This is a genomic window from Paenibacillus sp. FSL R7-269 (assembly GCF_000517865.1).
Classification (GTDB): Bacteria; Bacillota; Bacilli; order Paenibacillales; family Paenibacillaceae; genus Paenibacillus_AQ.
Map to the genome: position 1 here is coordinate 45,746 of NZ_ASPS01000001.1, position 18,327 is coordinate 64,072.

16 protein-coding genes, 1 other RNA gene and 1 pseudogene are annotated in these 18,327 nt (G+C 40.5%); 16 read left to right on the forward strand and 2 right to left on the reverse strand.

Features of this window, described 5'->3' with window-relative positions; translation table 11 throughout:
- Positions 1-35 precede the first annotated feature (35 nt).
- The 4 genes from ssrA (at position 36) to C162_RS00270 (ending at position 4,381) form a co-directional block, all read left to right on the forward strand.
- Positions 36-400: a transfer-messenger RNA gene (gene ssrA, locus C162_RS34935) on the forward strand.
- Positions 401-938: 538 nt separating this feature from the next.
- Entirely contained in the window at positions 939-2,798 is a 1,860-nt protein-coding gene (locus tag C162_RS00260) for an HsdM family class I SAM-dependent methyltransferase (RefSeq protein WP_051493101.1), read from the forward strand.
- Positions 2,788-3,846, forward strand: coding sequence for a restriction endonuclease subunit S (locus C162_RS00265; RefSeq protein WP_036690102.1), 1,059 nt, complete (start codon positions 2,788-2,790; stop codon positions 3,844-3,846). The genes C162_RS00260 and C162_RS00265 overlap by 11 nt, the downstream gene beginning before the upstream one ends.
- 253 nt (positions 3,847-4,099) lie before the next feature.
- A complete protein-coding gene (locus C162_RS00270) occupies positions 4,100-4,381 on the forward strand; it encodes a hypothetical protein (protein WP_036690104.1) in 282 nt (93 codons plus the stop codon).
- 98 nt (positions 4,382-4,479) lie between these two features.
- Here C162_RS00270 and C162_RS00275 read toward each other — a convergent pair whose 3' ends face one another.
- Positions 4,480-4,731: a helix-turn-helix domain-containing protein gene (locus tag C162_RS00275; RefSeq protein WP_036690106.1), complete on the reverse strand. Its 252-nt coding sequence runs from the start codon at positions 4,729-4,731 to the stop codon at positions 4,480-4,482.
- A gap of 373 nt (positions 4,732-5,104) precedes the next feature.
- Between C162_RS00275 and C162_RS33940 the strand changes: the two genes are divergently transcribed.
- From C162_RS33940 to C162_RS00335, 12 genes and pseudogenes are all read left to right on the forward strand, one after another.
- Entirely contained in the window at positions 5,105-5,845 is a 741-nt protein-coding gene (locus C162_RS33940; protein ID WP_051493102.1) for a stalk domain-containing protein, read from the forward strand.
- 529 nt (positions 5,846-6,374) lie between these two features.
- A complete protein-coding gene (locus tag C162_RS00285; protein ID WP_036690108.1) occupies positions 6,375-7,115 on the forward strand; it encodes a hypothetical protein in 741 nt (246 codons plus the stop codon).
- Between the two features lie 17 nt (positions 7,116-7,132).
- Positions 7,133-8,071: a DNA adenine methylase gene (locus C162_RS33945; protein ID WP_051493103.1), complete on the forward strand. Its 939-nt coding sequence runs from the start codon at positions 7,133-7,135 to the stop codon at positions 8,069-8,071.
- A gap of 666 nt (positions 8,072-8,737) precedes the next feature.
- Complete coding sequence (locus C162_RS00295; protein ID WP_036690110.1) at positions 8,738-9,394, forward strand: hypothetical protein; 657 nt, start codon at positions 8,738-8,740, stop codon at positions 9,392-9,394.
- 293 nt (positions 9,395-9,687) lie between these two features.
- Entirely contained in the window at positions 9,688-10,533 is an 846-nt protein-coding gene (locus tag C162_RS00300; RefSeq protein WP_036690111.1) for a hypothetical protein, read from the forward strand.
- A 303-nt stretch (positions 10,534-10,836) separates the two neighbouring features.
- A complete protein-coding gene (locus tag C162_RS00305) occupies positions 10,837-11,448 on the forward strand; it encodes a recombinase family protein (protein WP_063828962.1) in 612 nt (203 codons plus the stop codon).
- An 844-nt stretch (positions 11,449-12,292) separates the two neighbouring features.
- Positions 12,293-12,490, forward strand: a complete 198-nt coding sequence (locus C162_RS00310; protein WP_036690113.1) for a helix-turn-helix domain-containing protein — start codon at positions 12,293-12,295, stop codon at positions 12,488-12,490.
- 39 nt (positions 12,491-12,529) lie between these two features.
- The gene (locus tag C162_RS00315; RefSeq protein ID WP_036690115.1) at positions 12,530-13,642 is read left to right on the forward strand and encodes a site-specific integrase; all 1,113 of its coding nucleotides are present in this window, start codon (positions 12,530-12,532) and stop codon (positions 13,640-13,642) included.
- Positions 13,643-14,101: 459 nt separating this feature from the next.
- Positions 14,102-14,660: pseudogene (locus C162_RS00320) on the forward strand (YhfC family intramembrane metalloprotease).
- A gap of 176 nt (positions 14,661-14,836) precedes the next feature.
- On the forward strand, positions 14,837-15,622 hold the full coding sequence (locus tag C162_RS00325) for a nucleotidyltransferase domain-containing protein (protein ID WP_036690116.1): 786 nt from the start codon (positions 14,837-14,839) through the stop codon (positions 15,620-15,622).
- A 503-nt stretch (positions 15,623-16,125) separates the two neighbouring features.
- Positions 16,126-16,620: an RNA polymerase sigma factor gene (locus C162_RS00330; RefSeq protein ID WP_036690118.1), complete on the forward strand. Its 495-nt coding sequence runs from the start codon at positions 16,126-16,128 to the stop codon at positions 16,618-16,620.
- A complete protein-coding gene (locus C162_RS00335) occupies positions 16,617-17,291 on the forward strand; it encodes a zf-HC2 domain-containing protein (RefSeq protein WP_036690119.1) in 675 nt (224 codons plus the stop codon). The genes C162_RS00330 and C162_RS00335 overlap by 4 nt, the downstream gene beginning before the upstream one ends.
- A gap of 243 nt (positions 17,292-17,534) precedes the next feature.
- On the opposite strand, the gene C162_RS00340 is transcribed toward C162_RS00335, so the two are convergent.
- On the reverse strand, positions 17,535-18,327 hold a 793-nt coding region (locus C162_RS00340), incomplete at its 5' end, for a phosphotransferase (protein ID WP_156949510.1).

Sequence of the window (18,327 nt, forward strand, 5' to 3'; positions counted from 1 at the left end):
ATTGATCCGTTAATCCGAAGCGCCCTTTCTAATGAGGGGCCGTTCTTGGATTCGACGGGGATAGTTCGAGCATGAGTAGCGAGTAGTGGGGACGCGTCCGCTTCATCAACGCTAAAGCCTATTAAACGGCAAACAACAAAACAACTACGCTTTCGCAGCCTAAGAAACTGTGTGCGTGCTTCTACTCTGCATCGTCCATGTGACAGGGCTAGGGGCTAACAAATAGTGGAATACGCTGTCTCATCTCCGCCTGGGGTGAGCTGAAGAAGATAATCAGGCTGACCCGAAGGGGACCCGGTTACGGGGGGCTTCTAGGGTGACATCAAAACTGTAACTACACTCGTAGAAGCTTATGTGCCGTTATCTTCGGACAGGGGTTCGACTCCCCTCGGCTCCATCGTGTAAACCCGCTAATTTAGCGGGTTTTTTGCTGTCTGTAGGCTGAATTGTAGACCAAATGTAGACATGAGATTATTGAGATTTTATTCTTGTTCATCTGAGTAGACAGGATGTCTACACAAATGGGATCTATCTGGTATCACGCACTCCACTCATGTGGAGATTTGCTCACTGTTGGTTAGAAAATCTAATAGCTGAGGTGTATTAGTGTATACAGCAACGGAGCGGGTAAAGAGCAGCTCCGTTTTTTGTACTCATTATGATTAGGGTTGGCTTAGGAAGCAGCTCTTATTTTGCTCTGCTAAACTTATAATGTTCATTTCGCTCATTGAACATTGAGACAGGATAGTTGAGTAAAATCATGACATTATCATAAAAATATTATATCTGTTTGGTTTAACCATAAATGATTATTTTATTTATGAAGTTACAAATGTTATCGGAAACTATATAATTGAAATAGGTATGTACGTTCTTATTCACCTATCAATAAAATATCATTCTTTGTATAAACTTTATCCCCATAGGAGCTGGACTAATTGGCTAATGAAAGAATAACCGAAGATATTGTTAGAGATCATTTTAAAAATGATCCACTTTTTACTTCTATAAAGTTTGAAGAACAAAAATCAAGTAACATTAGGGTAGCTGAATGCTTAGCCACAGCTTCTAAAAGTTTAACTGGAAATGCAGGGATGCCCGAATTTATAATTACTTTCCCTTCACAAAGCATGGAATATGTAATCATAATCGAGTGTAAGTACGAAACAATAAAACATGAAAGTAAAGATCGCAATATTCCTAAGAATTACGCTGTTGATGGAGCAATACATTATTCTAATTTTTTATCAAAAGAATTCAACGTCATTTCCATTGCTGTTAGTGGAGATAATGAAACAGGCCTGCAAATAACTCAATTTATTCAACATAAAAATAGTAAGGTAATAACGGAATTTAAAGATAACAAATTATTAAGTATATTTGATTATGTAAAAACCTTTAAGAACGAACAGTTTGCATATAACTTAAAGGATATAAACATTATTGAAAAAGCTGTGAAATTAAATGTTGATTTTCAAGCTTGTTCAATATCCGAAGGAATGAGAAATACACTTGTAAGTGCGATATTACTAGCACTTCAAAATGATGTATTTAAAGCTTCGTATCCTATTTCAGAATCTTCTCAGGACATTGCTGATCTATTGATAACTGCTGTAGAGAAAGTATTGAAAAAAGCAAAAGTTAGAAGAATTGAGGATATGTTAGGTGTGTACCGAGGTATATACAATGAACCATTAGTAAGACAAAAGACACTCAAACAAAAGAAGAAAAGTATTCTTTCCGTAGAATTTTTTAAAGAGACAATTAAATATTTGGAAACCCAAGTATATCCTTTATTAAGTTATGAGGATAGTGGATATGATATTTTAGGACGATTTTACACGGAATTTATCCGTTATGCTGCTAGCAAACAGAAGCAAGGGCTAGTCCTTACTCCTTCTCACATAACCGATTTGTTTTGTGATCTAGCAGATTTAAAAGTTAATGATATAGTTTACGACCCTTGTTGTGGTACAGGGGGATTTTTAATAGCAGCAATGAAACGAATGCTTTCATTAGCTGGAAATGACTCTATAACGAAAGATAACATTAAAAAAAATCAATTAATAGGAATTGAATTGAGATCCGAAATGTTTACTTTTGCATGTTCAAACATGATGCTACGAGGTGACGGGAAATCGAATATCGATTGTGGTGATTGTTTTGATGACAGTAAAGTCAAAACAATTAGAGAAAAAAAACCAACGGTATCCTTTTTAAACCCGCCATATGATTTGGGACCTGCTGATCAAATGAGATTTGTTGAAAAGGCATTGGAAGTTGTTGCACCTCAAAACGGAAGAGTAGTTGCTATTGTTCAAATGAGCTGCGCAGTACAGGATGAGAAAGAACTAAAGGCTGTAAAAAAAAGATTGCTTAATAATTATACATTAAAAGCAGTTATTTCAATGCCTGATGAGGTTTTTTATCCAGTCGGAGTAATAACTTGTATAATGGTATTTGATGCTTTTAAATCTAACTCCAGTTATAAATCTTGGTTTGGTTATTTAAAAGATGATGGATTTGTTAAGCGGAAAAACAAGGGGAGAATTGATGTTTTTGACAGATGGAAAGAAGTAAGAAAAAGGTTTAAGGATGCATATATTAATTCTGAAGAAATTGTAGGTTTTTCAGTTAAACAGCATGTGGAATATGATGACGAGTGGTGTGCAGAAGCATATATGGAAACAGATTATTCAACTTTAAATGCAAAGGACTTTGAGAATATTTTAAAACGTTATGCCACATTTAAAAAGGTTGGCATAACAGTAGAGGTAGTGGACGAAGATGAGTCATAAGAGATTAGGTGAGTTATTTATTGTGAAATATGGACTTAATTTAGAATTAAACGCCTTAAATTTATGTTCACCTGAAGATAAAAATGCAGTTAAATTTGTAAGTCGAACTACTAAAAATAATGGTGTATCCGCAGTTGTCGAGAAAATAGCTGATCTTGAACCAATCCCAGCAGGTACGATATCAGTTCCAACTGGGGGTAACGGAGTTTTGACGGCTTTTCTACAATTTGAACCCTATTATTCTGGTAGAGATTTATATTACCTAACTCCTTGTGCTCCAATGAGTGACAAAATAAAGCTCTTTTACTGTCTTTGCCTTAGAGCAAATAGATATAAGTATAACTATGGAAGGCAAGCGAATAAAACTTTGGAAGATATTTTAGTACCTGATATTACAAGTATCCCTAAAGAATTCTTAGATATCGAAATCGAGGACTACTCCAATTTATCCAATGCATTCGCCGAACAAAGTTTTTCAATAGATCCAAAAGATTGGAAAGACTTCAAATACAGTGAACTCTTTGATATTAAAAAAGGTTATTATAACAAAAAACCAGAACACAAGATTCCTGGAAACATTCCTTTTATTGGTGCTAGTAGAGAGAATAACGGAATAACTGAATTATATAGTTTAGATGATATTGCACTATACAAAAAAGATGGTAGTACGGATTTTGAAGAACCTGATAAGAAAATTTTTAAAGGTAATTGTATTACTGTCGTTAATAATGGTGCAAGTGTTGGATATGCTTTTTATCAAGAAGATGAATTCACATGTAGTCATGATGTTAATCCAATATATTTAAAGAATCACGTTTTGAATAAATATATAGCTTTTTTTCTCATTCCATTAATTGAAAAAGAAAAATCTAAATGGTGTTATGGAAGAAAGTGGAGACCAGCTAGAATGATACATTCTACTATGAAGTTACCAGCAAAAAAAGATAGGAATGGACAATTGATTAAGGACGAGTATGGTGGCTATATACCTGATTGGGAAAGTATAGAAAGCTATATTAAAACAATTCCATATAGTAGTAGTATATAAAATACGGCTGTTGATGGTGTTGAAGGGAAACGCAGAATAATTGGATTCCTAGAGACAATTATAGCAATTCTATCAAAGGGATTTTATTTTTTTCCATTATTAAGTACTTTAGTCATGTTGAGTGCGTAATATTGATGAATAGATAAGATATGGCAGTATTGCTCAAGATACAAACCGGAGAATTAAAGTTTGTTGACAAATATTGTATTTTCACGGTAATATACAAACGCTTGTTGCCGTGGAGGGGAAGTAGATGGAGACTCGTAGTTGGCCAAACTGGTTTGAACCTGCTTTTGAACAACGCTTTAATGAGTTAGCTCGATTAGCTGGAAAACAGGCTGTGACCGAGCAATTAAGAATACAAGGCGGTGTGGTTGAGAAAGCTCTCAGGGAAGGCTTGTCAGATAAGCAGCTAGAGTTGCTGTTAGCTTGGGAGGCGGTCTTGAACCACCGGAGTTCACTGGAGAAGGAGTGGCTGTATACTCTAGGAGTTGAGGATGGAATGCGTCTTGTTCGGTCTGCTATGGGCTTATAAGTGGCGAAAATTTAAGGGAGCTAAGATAAAGGTTGCAGTACTATAATAAGAGCGGCACGTAGGCTAGCATGCCTGACGTCCCGCTCTTATTTGCTGTCTTAGCCTTTATTTTGATTATTCTCATATTCTCCCTCTATCATCTTGAAAAAGTCAGAGGGCCGTATATTAAGTCCCTTACAGAGATCAAATATCTTTGTGACCGAGGGCTCATTACGCCCTACCTCTATCATAGAGATATAAGATCGATCTACATCGCATTTATCTGCCAAATCCTCTTGGCTCAGGCCTTGCTTCATACGTATTGCTTTAATAGTTTTCCCGATAATTTGTTTGAGGATGGGCTGACTCAAGAGGAATTACTCCTTTTAAGTCAATTATCAATCTGCTATACTAAGCACAACAGATAAAGTATTCAACAAAAAGTAAAATTATTACATAATAATGAATTAGATATGGAGGTTGCTCAATAGTTTCTAGTTTTTTTTTATAACAACAGGAGTAGGTTCATTTGGTGTTAGTTTTATGTCGAATGTTTTGTTTAATATTATTGCATCGGGTACTGGCAAGCGAACAGATTCTATGGTTTCCTTCAGCTCGGTTGCAAAGTTGGGGTTAATACTGTGGGTCATATCAATTCTCTTTTTGGTCTAAAAAGCTGCGGTTTGTAATACTATTTTGGATTTGTTTATACATACTATAAAAACTCAAGAGGAGACGGGAACTATGTTGAAATGGAATCGGGATAAGATTAAGGGGTTTGCGATGGGGGCGGTCACTGTTGCCTTATTTGGTTCATTGATAGGTACTGCCTTTGCTTCCGGAAAATTAACTACTATTAGTGTGGTGCAGGGGGGGATCAAACTCTTTGTGGACGGGAATCTGGTCAAACCCACAGATGCTGCTGGTAAAGCAGTTGAACCGTTTATTTATGATGGAACGACTTACCTGCCGCTTCGCGCTTTATCTAATGCCCTTACAAATAACCAGAAGGCTGTTAAATGGGATGCGGACTCATCATCTATTTATGTAGGACAAGAACCAACAGCGGCACAGACTGATATTGCTGACATTGCTCCTTATGGACAAAATGGCTCGGTCTTAAAATCTGGCGATGCTGGAATTGGGTTTGCTTTATTAGATCTTAAGATTTCTCCCTTTAATCGGTTAGCATCGGGTTTAGTTTATTCAGACGATGCTACTTATACATATATGCTAAAGTCAAAATATAGTCAGTTGAACGCGCAGTTTGTTATTCCTTACACGACTTTAGGTGCTAAGGAGGAGGCTAAAGTTTCGTTCTATAATGTAGATAAGAATGGTACAGAAACTCTAATTAAAGAGGTCAGTACAAAAACTGCAGATGATATTATGTCTGTAACTGTAAATCTAACAGGTGTAGAAATTTTTAAAATTAGATTTGTAGGTAGGAGTGCCTTTTATAATGTTTTACTCTCTAGTCTTTAACTGACTACTGAAAGGTTAGTTGCTGGCTCACTTACTGGCTGTCTTTCCTAATTCCATTTCTTTTCAAGCTCTCTACTTAGTTAGAGGGCTTTTTTCTTTAAAGGTCGAGTTCTCTGCTCGTAAAACTCGACCTTTGAGGATGTGAAGCGAATTTTAGTTCAAAAAAGTTTTTTATTTATGGACATTGCAACAGAAGCTCCTTAATAAGTTTAGGGTTGACGCTCAAGATTCAGCACTGTTTGAGGCACAGATGCTTGAGGTTTAAACATATGTTTGAAATAACACGCTCCCCATCTACTCCGTATAAATTGTTCTGAGGATACGGTAGGTCCGTTTTCCAGTAGCGCCGGTTAGAATTGGGCTGGCCCTCTATCTATCTGTAAATTCTCTGCCGGAGAGGCTATCCTACTCAAACTCTTCTCGCCTATTTAACGTTGAAGCACCATGGCTTTAATTTGCGATACCAACCGAAGGAAATATTTGATACTATCATATATAAGAAGCTACGGAATGAAGAGGTGCATACTGTATGAATATGAACAGGCTAACAATTGTTAAAGATCGGGGAGTTACTACAAGTGACAAGCAGCCAATGGCGAACCCTGTAGGGGATTTGTGGGATATTGAATTGTTCTACGGCAAACATCCAAACTATACCGAACTTACATACTCAGTAAATTTCATGAGCCTTCTAGAAGGTAGGGCATCAAAGTGTTTTTTGGTGATTGAATTACGTGAACAGTTTGATATTTTTTTAAGGGATCTCAATGTATTCGGCTGCATGGAGAAGGCCGAGTTCCACAAGGCTATAGATTATGTAAAATACCTCAAAATTAACGGTCTGTTTAAACGGGTGCCCAATCTGCTCAGTGTCATGGAGGGCAAGGCTAGTGCTGATGAGAGCAACGAACTGTTTTCAATGGTTGAGGACTGTATCCTAAATAATTTGGAGGCGTTCCCAACAGTCAGCAGTGACGAATACCGTCCTGGGGAATGCTTCGGGGTTATCCTAGATACTGAGCAATACGTAGAGAAGTATGGGGTGAACGCAGTAGGAGTGACCTCGGACGCACTAATAGAATTTTTAAACTTGGAAGGCGAATCTAAAATAATTCGGCTGTTGGAAATCGCACGGGGGTGGCGGGATCAGGAGCTTTTACTGCATTTCACCAAGCAAGCCCGTCTTCAAGAGCCGATCAAACCTAACGTGACAAGCAAGGCCGTCAAGCGCTTTTATATATTTAGAGTGAACGGATTGAGCACCTTATAAAACTGGAGGTGGGGACTATGGCCAGCAGTTCTGCGCAATTGCAAAGAAAACCCAAGCAACGCCCCGCTTCAGCAATATCCTATATTGGCGGGAAATATGCCTTAGTCGGCAATATCATCCCGGTGATTGAGTGGTGTGCAAGTGCGTACAAGCTGGATGGCTATTTAGAAGTCTGCGGCGGCGGATGCAGAATGCTCTTAAATCTAGATGAATCCCTCTTTAAAAACCGTTCTTATAACGATATGGACATAGGTTTATGCAATCTTTTCGCTTGTCTAGGTGACCATGATCTGCTCTACCGTTTAATCGACACGCTGGAGGAGCGCGGCTGTAGCGAGGAGGTATTCTTACAGGCGCAGGCGGCGCGAGAATACGCATCGGATAGGTTGATTAATCATGGTGAGTACCCGTTAGACCAGGTGACTTCCGCAGCGGACGTATTCATTCTAGCTGGACTTAGCCGTGCATCATGTATGACGATTTACGACCAGACAAGGGTTAATAACCTAGACCGCCGCCATTCTTACTATCGGAAAATCCACCGATTGGAACAGCTTTACTCCACGATGGAAGGGGTCGAGGTTACGCATGGGGATTGCCGTGAAGTACTTCGTTTACACCAGAGGCACAGTAATTACTTCGCTTATATCGACCCACCCTACGTTCCCTCAGCAATGGAAGGGGAAAATCATTACGCACATTCCTGGTCAGCAGCGGACCATAGGCAACTGGTAACTCAGCTATTAAATACTCAAATGAAAGTTGCCCTTAGTGGGTACGACACCCCGCTATACGATCCTCTGCTTGAGGCTGGGTGGTACAAGCTGTACTTGAAGGACACACCTGTGGCCAGTTCTTGCGGAGGGCAGCGTAAAGCCGAATTCCTATGGATTAACTTCAAACTACCATCTTCCCTAGAGGATTTGGTATGCCGGGTTGATTATTCGCAGGGGTAACACTGGTTTTAGAACCAGCTGCGCTCGTTGCTAAACCAGTAAAACGGTGGCAAAAACCACCGAAACCACTGAATGCCACCAAAACCACTAAACACCCTATGCTGGACCCGTGCACATTACCTGTGCACGGGTCTTTTTATTTTTAAAGAGTCTGACACAAACCAATCTATGGGGAGGTGGCAGCAGATATTAAATATTTAGGTGTACTAACATACGAACTCTTGGGAGGTGTGATTCGATGCAAAGCTTAAAAGTCAAGCAGCAAGGAATGCGAAATCAGCGCAGACCTACGCGGTACGACTTAATGGGCTTAACTTTGCGGTATTTATTTTCACTCTGCGGACATCCGCAGTAAAGGGCGGATTACTACGTTCAATCTGCTCATATGTCTAGTGTTGGGATGGTTCTGAACAATGTTCAGGCGAGAGGAACGGTAATGAAAAGAGGCTGCTCCGCTGCCAGTGTACGTATTTACATTCTAACGGTTCTATATTTTTATGACCTAATAAGCCATGGGGTGACTGTTTGTAGGGCTGCACAAGTGTAACTCGGTATTTTTTTGCTTTTGGTATCGCATGTCTATTGTAAGAGGCTCAATGTACGTATGGACTTTACGCTCTGTTCGGGGTTATCTTAGTCGAATTGAAATAAGGAGTGGTGCTTAAAATGGGCAAGGGAAAAACTCGCTATTTAAAGGATAGAAAGCAGCTTTTGGGCCACTTAAAGAAGAAGACGAAACGACTATCTCAGTCTTGTTTCATAACACGTGCTCGTGGGGTATGGATTTTTATCGATGTGTACGGATTAATATATTCGGGGTCGGGGAAAGGGCTCTGCCTCCGCGTAAACGCAGAAGGTAATGTAATTATTTTCGTGAAGTACAAAAACTACAAGTCGACGATGGTCTACTCCCAGCTTGAGGATAGGTTTGATGCCTGGGCACTGGCTGAACTAGGGTTTAAATTGCATGTGAAGTGCATGCGGGCTTGTGTCAATTTCCCATCACCATTTGGGGACAAGTGGGGGAGACAAACGGTAACTTGCCGCTCTTTGGTTACTGCTATGTGGTATGGCTGGGAAAAACATTATTGGACTTGGGGCGAGCAACAGGAATTTCGGATTTATCGTTCTGACAAAGACAATACAAGTTATGGTATAGATAACCTTGTGGTAGATAAAATTCAGACGCGTAAAAAGAACAGCTTGTCTAGGGAGTTTGTTTACTACCCGGATACCACTAATGACGGTCGCTGGGACGATGTTGCTCCTGTAAACAGCGATTTGTTTACTCCATTTAATCGCGAAGATTTAAATTACAGTTAAAATAAAGAGAAATAAAAAGTTAAAAATAAGCGCCCTTAGTTACAGGGTGCTTATTTTGTTTCGTAAATTCACGTTATATAGCCTGTTTTTTTTTGTGGGGTAATAATTTCAAAATTAAAAGTTAAAAATTCATGTGCGGCTGTAGATTTTCTATCTATGGTCGTATGGTTCACTTGAATAGCTCGTGCTGGTATATTTACAATTTTCATCATCTTGTTGATAGTTCATGAACCTTGGAAAATTTTTACGCATATAAAAATACTCTCCTTAAGAACGAAAGGGAGGTATTAATTATGGCTGAATTGTTTAACTATGTTGATGCTCCAATCACACAGCTTCTAGCAAGTGACAACGGTCTTCATGACCATCTCGCTCAGCGTAGTCTGAGGGGCCGCTTGCTTAATTTCAGGAATACTCCTTGTACTACTTTTAAAGTACTGGACGTTGCGAAGATTAAAGCTGGGAATATGTCGCTGAAAGGTGCTATTGCTCTGCATAGTGCCGCTCTGCTTCGTGAGATGGGTCTTCCGTTACCGATTGGCATTGAACGGCAGTACGCCCAGTCTCTTGTTGACTCGTATTTACTGAACAGCTCACTGTGCTATGTTGAGACTATACGCAAGGGACAGAAGGAAAGCTACTTTGCTACAAAATCTTCTGCCGTGTACAAGGCAATGCTCCCCGAGTTGGTTAAGACGAGACGTTACGTGGATTACACTCCACAGTTTACACCTACGCATGAGGAACTAAAAACTGGGAACTTCAATGTAATGAAGATGGCGCTGGACTATGGCGGATTCCACGTTTCTCAGCAGCGCCTTCGCGCCCAGCAGAACGGAACCATTATTATTCCGATGTATGCGATTGCGCACTACATTGATTACCTTATTTCTCTAATGCACTCTGGGGCGGTAGAGGTTGAGTTTATGGAAAACGGGGTCGCTCGGCGTTTGCTTACTTCGCTGCATTGCGATGTACTGGCTCAAGCGTGGGGACTGGACAATGCTGCGGTTGAAAAGGTTCAGGGTTCTTGGCAGAATGCTTTTCATTTTGGTGAGCTGATTCTTCCGGTTCTCAAGCGTCCCGGTAAATTTGCAACTGTACAGGTTTACGATATTCTGAATATTAAAAATCGTTAATCTTTTTTGGTTCCTTCCTGCCTCCCTTTTTGGGAGGCTTCTTTTTAATTTGCGGTTCCCAAAAACTATTGATTGCGGGAATCAGAGCGGCATTGTTAATTTAGCTTAAATAGCGGGTTTTTCCTTCCCTTAACTATTCCCACAAGCTTCTTCCCGTTAACCCCGTTATCGGGACTCCCGGTATTCGCTTCTAAGCGTCTGGGTTCCCTTTAAACTGGTTAGTGGGATGTTTTTTCTAGTCTCTCGACTAGACTTTGATATCTGTAGGGGTCTGAAAATATGATACGGGGAGGTAAGTTCATCTTGAACAACAAAATATTTGGCTATGGCCGTGTTAGCAGCATCGAGCAAAATCTAGAGCGACAAATTTCTATGTTGAAAGAGTACGGGGTTGAAGAGTCCGACATGTACCTAGAAAAAGTGAGCGGCGTTGCGGCTCGGCGACCTATACTGGAAGATCTACAAAAGATGCTACGTGCCGGTGATACGGTCATATGCGAATCGTTAAGTCGTCTTTCGCGCTCCACCTCTGATTTGCTGTTATTGCTTAATGATTGGGAGTCGCGGGATATTACCTTCATCTCCTTAAAAGAAAATTTAGATTTCTCAACCGCTGCCGGTAAACTGATGCTTACCTTTTTTGCCGCCATGAGTCAATTTGAGCGTGATAACCTTCGTGAACGAGTAGCCGAAGGAATTGCAGCTGCTCGCAGTAAAGGTCGGGTCGGTGGAAGAAAGCCTACGAGTAAGCAATTACGTGCCAAAGCGATCAAACTTCACCATGCTGGAGCGCATTCAATCAAGGAAATTTGCGAAATCACTGGGGTTTCTAAGTCCGTTCTGTATCGTGAACTCTCATTATTGAAGAAACATGAAATGATTGCTGCCGATAATCCTCCGAAAAATCGTTGTTAATACGTTGTGGGGTCAATATTCCTTCTCTTAATATTTTTTATATAGCTTTTCTCAGCTTGTTGTAACGGACATAATTCTTTTACTGCGGAATAGACGTATCGTTATGTAGGTGGGGTAAACGCTATATTCGTATCTTTTTGGCTAAAGCAGATACTGAGTTAGATGCTATGTAGCGTTCTAACTGGTCTCTGTTTTTTTTTATGCATATTCTCGCTGAAAGCCTGTATAGGGTGGTAAAAACATTCACATCAATTAGATGCGATAGGAGGGAAGCAGTCGGTTTATTAGGGGTCTAGCGGTCTTGGGGCGAAGAGGTCAACAAACATTTTTCTAAGCAGACATAGGTGCCCATGGGTTTTATAGGGTAGTACAAACATTCACATCAATTAAACGCGATTGGGGGGGAAGATCGGTTCATTAGGGGGCTAGCCGTCTTGTGGCTGGAGGTCAACAAATATTTTTCTAAGCAGACATGAGCGCCCATGTATTTTATAGGGTGGTATAAACATTCACGCCAAACAATGAGACCCGTGGCAGAAAAAATAAATGGAAGGAGGATAATGCCTAAGAGAAGCCTGCTGCGATTCATATATGGGAGAGTCGTGTACGTGGCTGACAATGTCTTGTTCGCAGGGCCACTCGCTTCTAAGGGATTTGTGTGGCGGTAGTAAAGGTGACTTTATGTTAAAAATTAACAATTCAGTACGTTTTTAATATTTTTCTTAATTAATTTTATCTAACGAAAAAATAAGAAAAATAGAGTAAATCAAAGAATGAGCTTGAAAAACAAAGGAAATCATGTTATCACAATAGACAACTGTTTGTCTGAACAGGAGGGTTTACGATGCGAGATATGCAAAAGCAATACTACACGGTTAATGAACTTATGGGTATTTTGCCATTAGGGAGAAATACGGTCTACAAGCTTGTCGGCAAAGACGATTTTCCAAAAATCAAAATCGGTAACAAAATTCTTATTCCTGTTGCTGGTCTAAATAACTTTCTTCAGGAGCATCAATACGGAACCATTGAACTTAACTAATAATAATCACTTCATTCAAAAGAAAAGGGGCGAATGACTATGCCAGCGAGTATTCAACCGATCAAGAATAAGTTCAGAGTGACTTTTGAACATGGGAAAGATGCAAACGGTAAGCGAGAACGTTCAACTAAAACGGTCAAAACAGAGAAAGAGGCAATCAAACTCAAAACAGAATTTGAGTACAATGAGCAACGAAGCTTACTGGCTAACCGCAATAAAATGACCGTTGTAGAGGCACTTGAATACTGGTTAGATAATTATGTTAAGCATAATTGTGAGAAAACAACGGTGTCTGGTTATAGGAACGTAATCTACAATCATCTGATTCCAGCGCTAGGGAGTAAGCAAGTGCAGGAACTGCAACCGTCAGAGATCCAGCAGTACTACACCATGTTGCAGGATGTTAAAAATCTGTCGCCCAACACGGTACATCGGCATCATGCTGTAATCAGGAAGATGCTGGACTTTGCTTTGAAGCAGCAACTTGTATACAGGAACGTTGCGGATGCAGTATCCCTACCCAAAAAGAGAAAGTCGATTGGTCAAGCCTATACTAAAGACCAGCTCAAACTTCTTTTTGATAAGGTAAAGGACACGAAGCTTGAGTTGCCTGTATTGCTTGCGAGCTACTTGGGTTTAAGAAGAAGCGAAATTATGGGGCTGAAGTGGGATTGCGTGGATTTTGAGAAGAGAGTAATTCGTATCGTATCCGTTCGTGTTACTGTTGGAAAAGAAACATTCGATAAAGTTCCTAAAACGGATAATAGCAACCGAGTTCTGCATATGGCAGATGAGTTGTATAATTTACTAATGAAGCATTACAAGCATCAGATTGGGCAAAAGGAGACACTGGGTACTTATTATGATTATACTGGTTATGTTGTAGTTCGTGAAAATGGGAAGCCCGCCCGTGTAAACACAGTTACAGAACAGTTCAAGGAGTTTCTCGAGAAACAAGAGTTGCCTCATATCCGACTGCACGATTTAAGGCATACATTTGCAAGTGTTCTTTATAATGCAGGACTTGACTTGAAAGCTATTTCAGAAGCGCTTGGACACTCGGAGATCGGAACAACAAGTAGGATTTATACCCATATATTCGATAAGACTCATAAAAAAGCACTTGAGGCGATGAGCATGGTTATGAACTAAATACGCAATAATAAGTCTGTCACATAGGTGGCGGGCTTATTTTTGTGAATAAGCTCTCTGAGGGGGACGTATTTTAGGTACGCAATATTAGATGAAAACAGAATAACACGTTGTAAAATTTGGGGTTCGCACATCCAAAATCCTGTCCGAAGCAGTAGACATTCAGTAGACCAAGGGCTAAAAATTGGGTAATATTCTACCATATAAGCTAACACGATATAAGATTTAAAAACGCTCACAACCCGTACTACGTAAGAGAATATGGTACATGGTAATAAACTACAGAAACGAGAGTACGCTTGTTCGACTCCCCTCGGCTCCATATGGAGTAAAGTAGAAGACACCTTGAAGGGTGTCTTTTTTCATTTTTGCGGTTATTTTGGACTATAAGACAGCCCCCTGGACCTATAATAAAAACAGCGGCCACATGGTTTACTCGCCAATCCGTTACTTTTCGCAGTGTATGGGGCACTGGTAGCTGGGATTTTTGAAGAGGCCGGCAGATATTTCGGGTTCCGCTTACTGCTTAAACATAATCGGAAACGAAGAGATGGCATTGCATACGGACTGGGCGAGGGGGGTTGAAGCGATATTTATTTCCGGAATGACCTCGATTCAGACGCTCGTATATGCCGTAATGATAAATACGGGCAAGCTTGAGCAGTCACTGGGCGGGAAAGCATCACCCGATGTATTGGCAGATATCAAGAGCAAGCTGCTGAATGCTTCATTTTATGAGTTTCTTCTGGGAGGCTTGGAACGGATACCCGCACTTTTTATTCAAATTGCTCTATCGCTTATTGTCCTGTACGCAGTGCGTGCAAAGAGGAAAATAGTTCTGGTGTATGCCATTTTATTGCATGCTCTTATTGATTTCACTCCGGCTCTCTATCAGGCGTACCCAGGGAAAATCAGCTTGTGGTTTGTGGAAATTCTCCTGCTACTAATCGGAATTGGTGCTTTCTGGCTGATCAGCCGCTCGTGCAAATGGCAAATTTGGTCGGTTGATAATCACTAGATTTTTGGAGCTTGGTTGATTTTTAGATGGAACTAAACTAACGGGCAGTTATCTATAAGACGATTGATTCATTCGGGGGATTGCGGGAATTTCAAAAGTGGAATATTATTTACTTATAATTAACGTATTGGCTTACTAATTAATGATTATATTAATTATATTGGAGTGGATGTATTATGTATCCCCATCATCAGGCTGCCATTGATGCCATCACCAACAAGCTTAAAGCCAGACCCGACGTACAAGGGATTATCATCGGAGGTTCCGTGGCGCATGGCTTTGCGGGCGAAACCTCTGATATCGACATTATGATCGTCCTTTCCGAAGAGGATTACAAGAAAGCTTGTTCCATCCATAATCTTGGGTATTTCGAAACGGAATCCTGTTCTTATGAAGGCGGTTATGTGGACGGGAAAGTTGTATCCGCTTCCTACATCAAGCAAGTGGCCGAATCCGGCAGCGATCCTGCTAAGTTCGCATTCCAGGATGCGTTCGTCACCTATTCCAATATCGAGGGGTTGGAACGGTTGGTCCATGATGCTCCCCGATATCCGGTGGAGAAAAAGACTGAGAACATGCAGAAGTTCTATGCACAATTCGAAACCTGGAAATGGTATTATTACGAAGGACTGAAACGCAACAATCGTTTATTAATCGACTACTGTTTGACCCACTATGTCTTTTTCGCAGGTCGGTTGATTTTGCTACACAACGAAACACTTTTCCCTTCTTATAAGTGGTTCTTACAGGTTCTAGAGGGGGCCCAAAAGAAGCCTGAGAATTTGTTGACGGACATCCATCGGGTACTGGAAGAACGAACGCCGGAAGCCGTAGAAAATCTGTACAAGAGTATTGTGGAATTTAATAACTGGTATCAGGCAGAGCATCATTGGACGGTTCAGTTCATGATGGATAGCCAGCTGAACTGGATGGACGGACCGGTTCCGGTTCTCGATTTATAAACTGTACCGCTAACGGGAACGATAGTTCAATAGATGGCTTCATGGTTAGCAGGATGAGGCATTGTTTCGAGGAGGAAACGGCCAGGCTTGTTGAAGAGCATCACGCTCCGCCGAATTGTAGCTCTGCACGTCCACGCCTCGGATCCATATGGAGTATCAGTGAAAGACACCTTTAGGGGTGTCTTTTTGTTTTATGGATATGGTTTAGGAAACTCTCAGAATCTGCATGCCGAGTATGCTTGCACAAATTTTATTTTATTGGTTTAATTTGTTTATCCATACAAGGAAGAAGATGGATAAAATACGGTTGATATTTTGAAAATGGTAATGTCACTCCACCAGCTTTTCCCGTAAAATGTGAACGAACCGACTTTTTCGGCCGCTTGCTTTCTTTTTGATCATTCGTAAAGACTATTTCAGTAAGAGATAAAATGGAACTAAACATAAATTCATTGTAACGTTTCTTTGTTTAGCTAGTCTTATATATGTAAGGTGGTGAACCCTTGGACAAATTAGATGAACTAGAGGGAGTCTATGATCAATATTTCCGAGATGTATATATCTTTGTGCTTTCATTAAGCAGAGATGAGCAGATCGCCGAGGAAATTACACAGGAGACTTTTCTTAAAGCGCTGAAGCGAATTGAACAGTTCAGGGGGGACTGCAAAATGAGTGTTTGGCTGTGTCAGATTGCGAAAAATACTTATTTCTCCTATATGGACAAGCAGCGGAGGTACGCTCCGATGGCTGAGCAAGAAGCGGAAGCCGGTATTAACCTGGAGCAAAAACTTATTAATCAGACTGAGGCTCTGTATGTTCATAAGGTTCTGCACGGATTGAAGGAGCCGTATAAGGAGGTTTTTATGCTAAGGTTATTTGGAGAACTTTCTTTCGATCATATTAGCCAGATTTTTGGCCGAACGGAGAGCTGGGCAAGAGTGACCTATCACCGGGCCCGTATGAAGATACAGAATCTGCTAATGGAGGATAAAAGATGAGCCGAATCTCATGTGACATTATTCAAGACCTGCTTCCCCTGTACTATGATGACATATGCAGCGAAGCCAGCAGGGAACTCATGGAAGAACACCTTGCTGGTTGTGCAGATTGCCGCGCTTCTCTGGTACAGGTAAAATCTAACCTGAGTTTGCCCATACAAGAGATGGAAGTGAATAAACTGGAGGGAAACGGGCTGCGCAGTATTAAAAGGATTTGGATCCGTACCCAATCGCTGGCTTATTTGAAAGGAATGCTGGTGACTGCTTCCGTATGTGGAGTCTTGATTCTTGGCTACTTCGGTCTGTTCCGATGGAACTTCATACCGGTGGCATCCGATCACATTACTATTTCTAATATAAGAACCATACCAAGTGGTGAAATTGCCTTTAATATTCAAATCAATGACGGGTATACCTTCAATCGTGTGAAAAATACCGTTAAAGATGACGGGAGTTACTATATAACCCCTGTCCATACTCTACTCAAATCGAAGGATTATGTTGTCTCGAGTCTTGCCAGTGGCGGGGTATACGTCAATCCTGTGAGTGTAAGGGCCTACCAGAAGGCGCATGGAAATGATGTGGAGATTACGGCCATCTATTACGGTGCACCGGATGATCCGATTCTGATTTGGAAGAAAGGAATGGAACTGCCGGCAGCAAACCGATAGTCAGGGCGATTCTAGGGTGACATCAAAATCCGTGGCTACACTCGTAGAAGCTTATGTGCCGTTATCTTCGGACAGGGGTTCGACTGCCTCGGCTCTATATGGAGAAAAGTAGAAGACACCTTATCGGGTGTCTTTTTTCATTTCTGCGGTTATTTTGGATTATAAGACGGAACCCTGGCCCAATAATAAAAAGCGGCAGCCATAGACGAGAAAACAATCTCATGGACTTCCGCTCTTTTTGTCTTACCTATAAGGGTTTATTTCTTTAGCGGTGAAAAAGTGATTTAAATGCCAAGAAACATCGTTGCTTTCATACCCGATTAGTGCCCATCGTATTGACGAGACATTAGCATAGAATCTTGACCTATCGATAAATGTGTTAATGCCTTTATAATAATGACTAATTCTATTAACGATTCTCTCCCCTAATGTATCAAGAATCACACCAACATCATGGGCTGGATCTCCGGTGCCGGAAACACCAAAATCAATTATGCCTACAACTTTGTTGGATGATTTTAGGATGTGGTACGGAGCTAAATCCCCGTGTATCAATACCGGGTCATAATCAAGAAACTTCTTATTAATAAATAGGGGCTCGAAAATATGGTTTATGTGTTCAACGACATAACTCTTCATATGCGGAAATAGTTTTTCCTCGATTCTTGAATATAACTCCAGATAAGAATCCCTTGTACCGTTACCGGGAAAGGCACTTATATCGTATTCTTGTATCTCACCTAGAGGAATAGAATGTAACTGAGATAAAAACTTGCCTATCTGTTCAGCAAACAAATTGAAGTGGTCTACATGTAAGGTCATGAGATTACTTCTAAAAATAGGGTTGCCTTTGATCAAGGAATACTTCGATACCCCTTCATCGATAATTTCTAAGTTTGGTACAGGCATTTCTACATATTGCTTTATGATTTGGATAACTCTAGATTCATTAGGGCGTGTCTTAAAACTAGATATTGCTTCCAACGCATAACCGTAGCATAATTTTACAAGGACGCAATTACGAGGAGCTTGTAAA

Bases quoted from the DNA above. Each gene is read 5' to 3' on its own strand.
- C162_RS00265 (WP_036690102.1), top strand. From the start codon at position 2,788: ATGAGTCATAAGAGATTAGGTGAGTTATTTATTGTGAAATATGGACTT.
- C162_RS00270 (WP_036690104.1), top strand. From the start codon at position 4,100: ATGGAGACTCGTAGTTGGCCAAACTGGTTTGAACCTGCTTTTGAACAA.
- C162_RS33940 (WP_051493102.1), top strand. From the start codon at position 5,105: ATGTTGAAATGGAATCGGGATAAGATTAAGGGGTTTGCGATGGGGGCG.
- C162_RS00285 (WP_036690108.1), top strand. From the start codon at position 6,375: ATGAATATGAACAGGCTAACAATTGTTAAAGATCGGGGAGTTACTACA.
- C162_RS33945 (WP_051493103.1), top strand. From the start codon at position 7,133: ATGGCCAGCAGTTCTGCGCAATTGCAAAGAAAACCCAAGCAACGCCCC.
- C162_RS00295 (WP_036690110.1), top strand. From the start codon at position 8,738: ATGGGCAAGGGAAAAACTCGCTATTTAAAGGATAGAAAGCAGCTTTTG.
- C162_RS00300 (WP_036690111.1), top strand. From the start codon at position 9,688: ATGGCTGAATTGTTTAACTATGTTGATGCTCCAATCACACAGCTTCTA.
- C162_RS00310 (WP_036690113.1), top strand. From the start codon at position 12,293: ATGCGAGATATGCAAAAGCAATACTACACGGTTAATGAACTTATGGGT.
- C162_RS00315 (WP_036690115.1), top strand. From the start codon at position 12,530: ATGCCAGCGAGTATTCAACCGATCAAGAATAAGTTCAGAGTGACTTTT.
- C162_RS00325 (WP_036690116.1), top strand. From the start codon at position 14,837: ATGTATCCCCATCATCAGGCTGCCATTGATGCCATCACCAACAAGCTT.
- C162_RS00335 (WP_036690119.1), top strand. From the start codon at position 16,617: ATGAGCCGAATCTCATGTGACATTATTCAAGACCTGCTTCCCCTGTAC.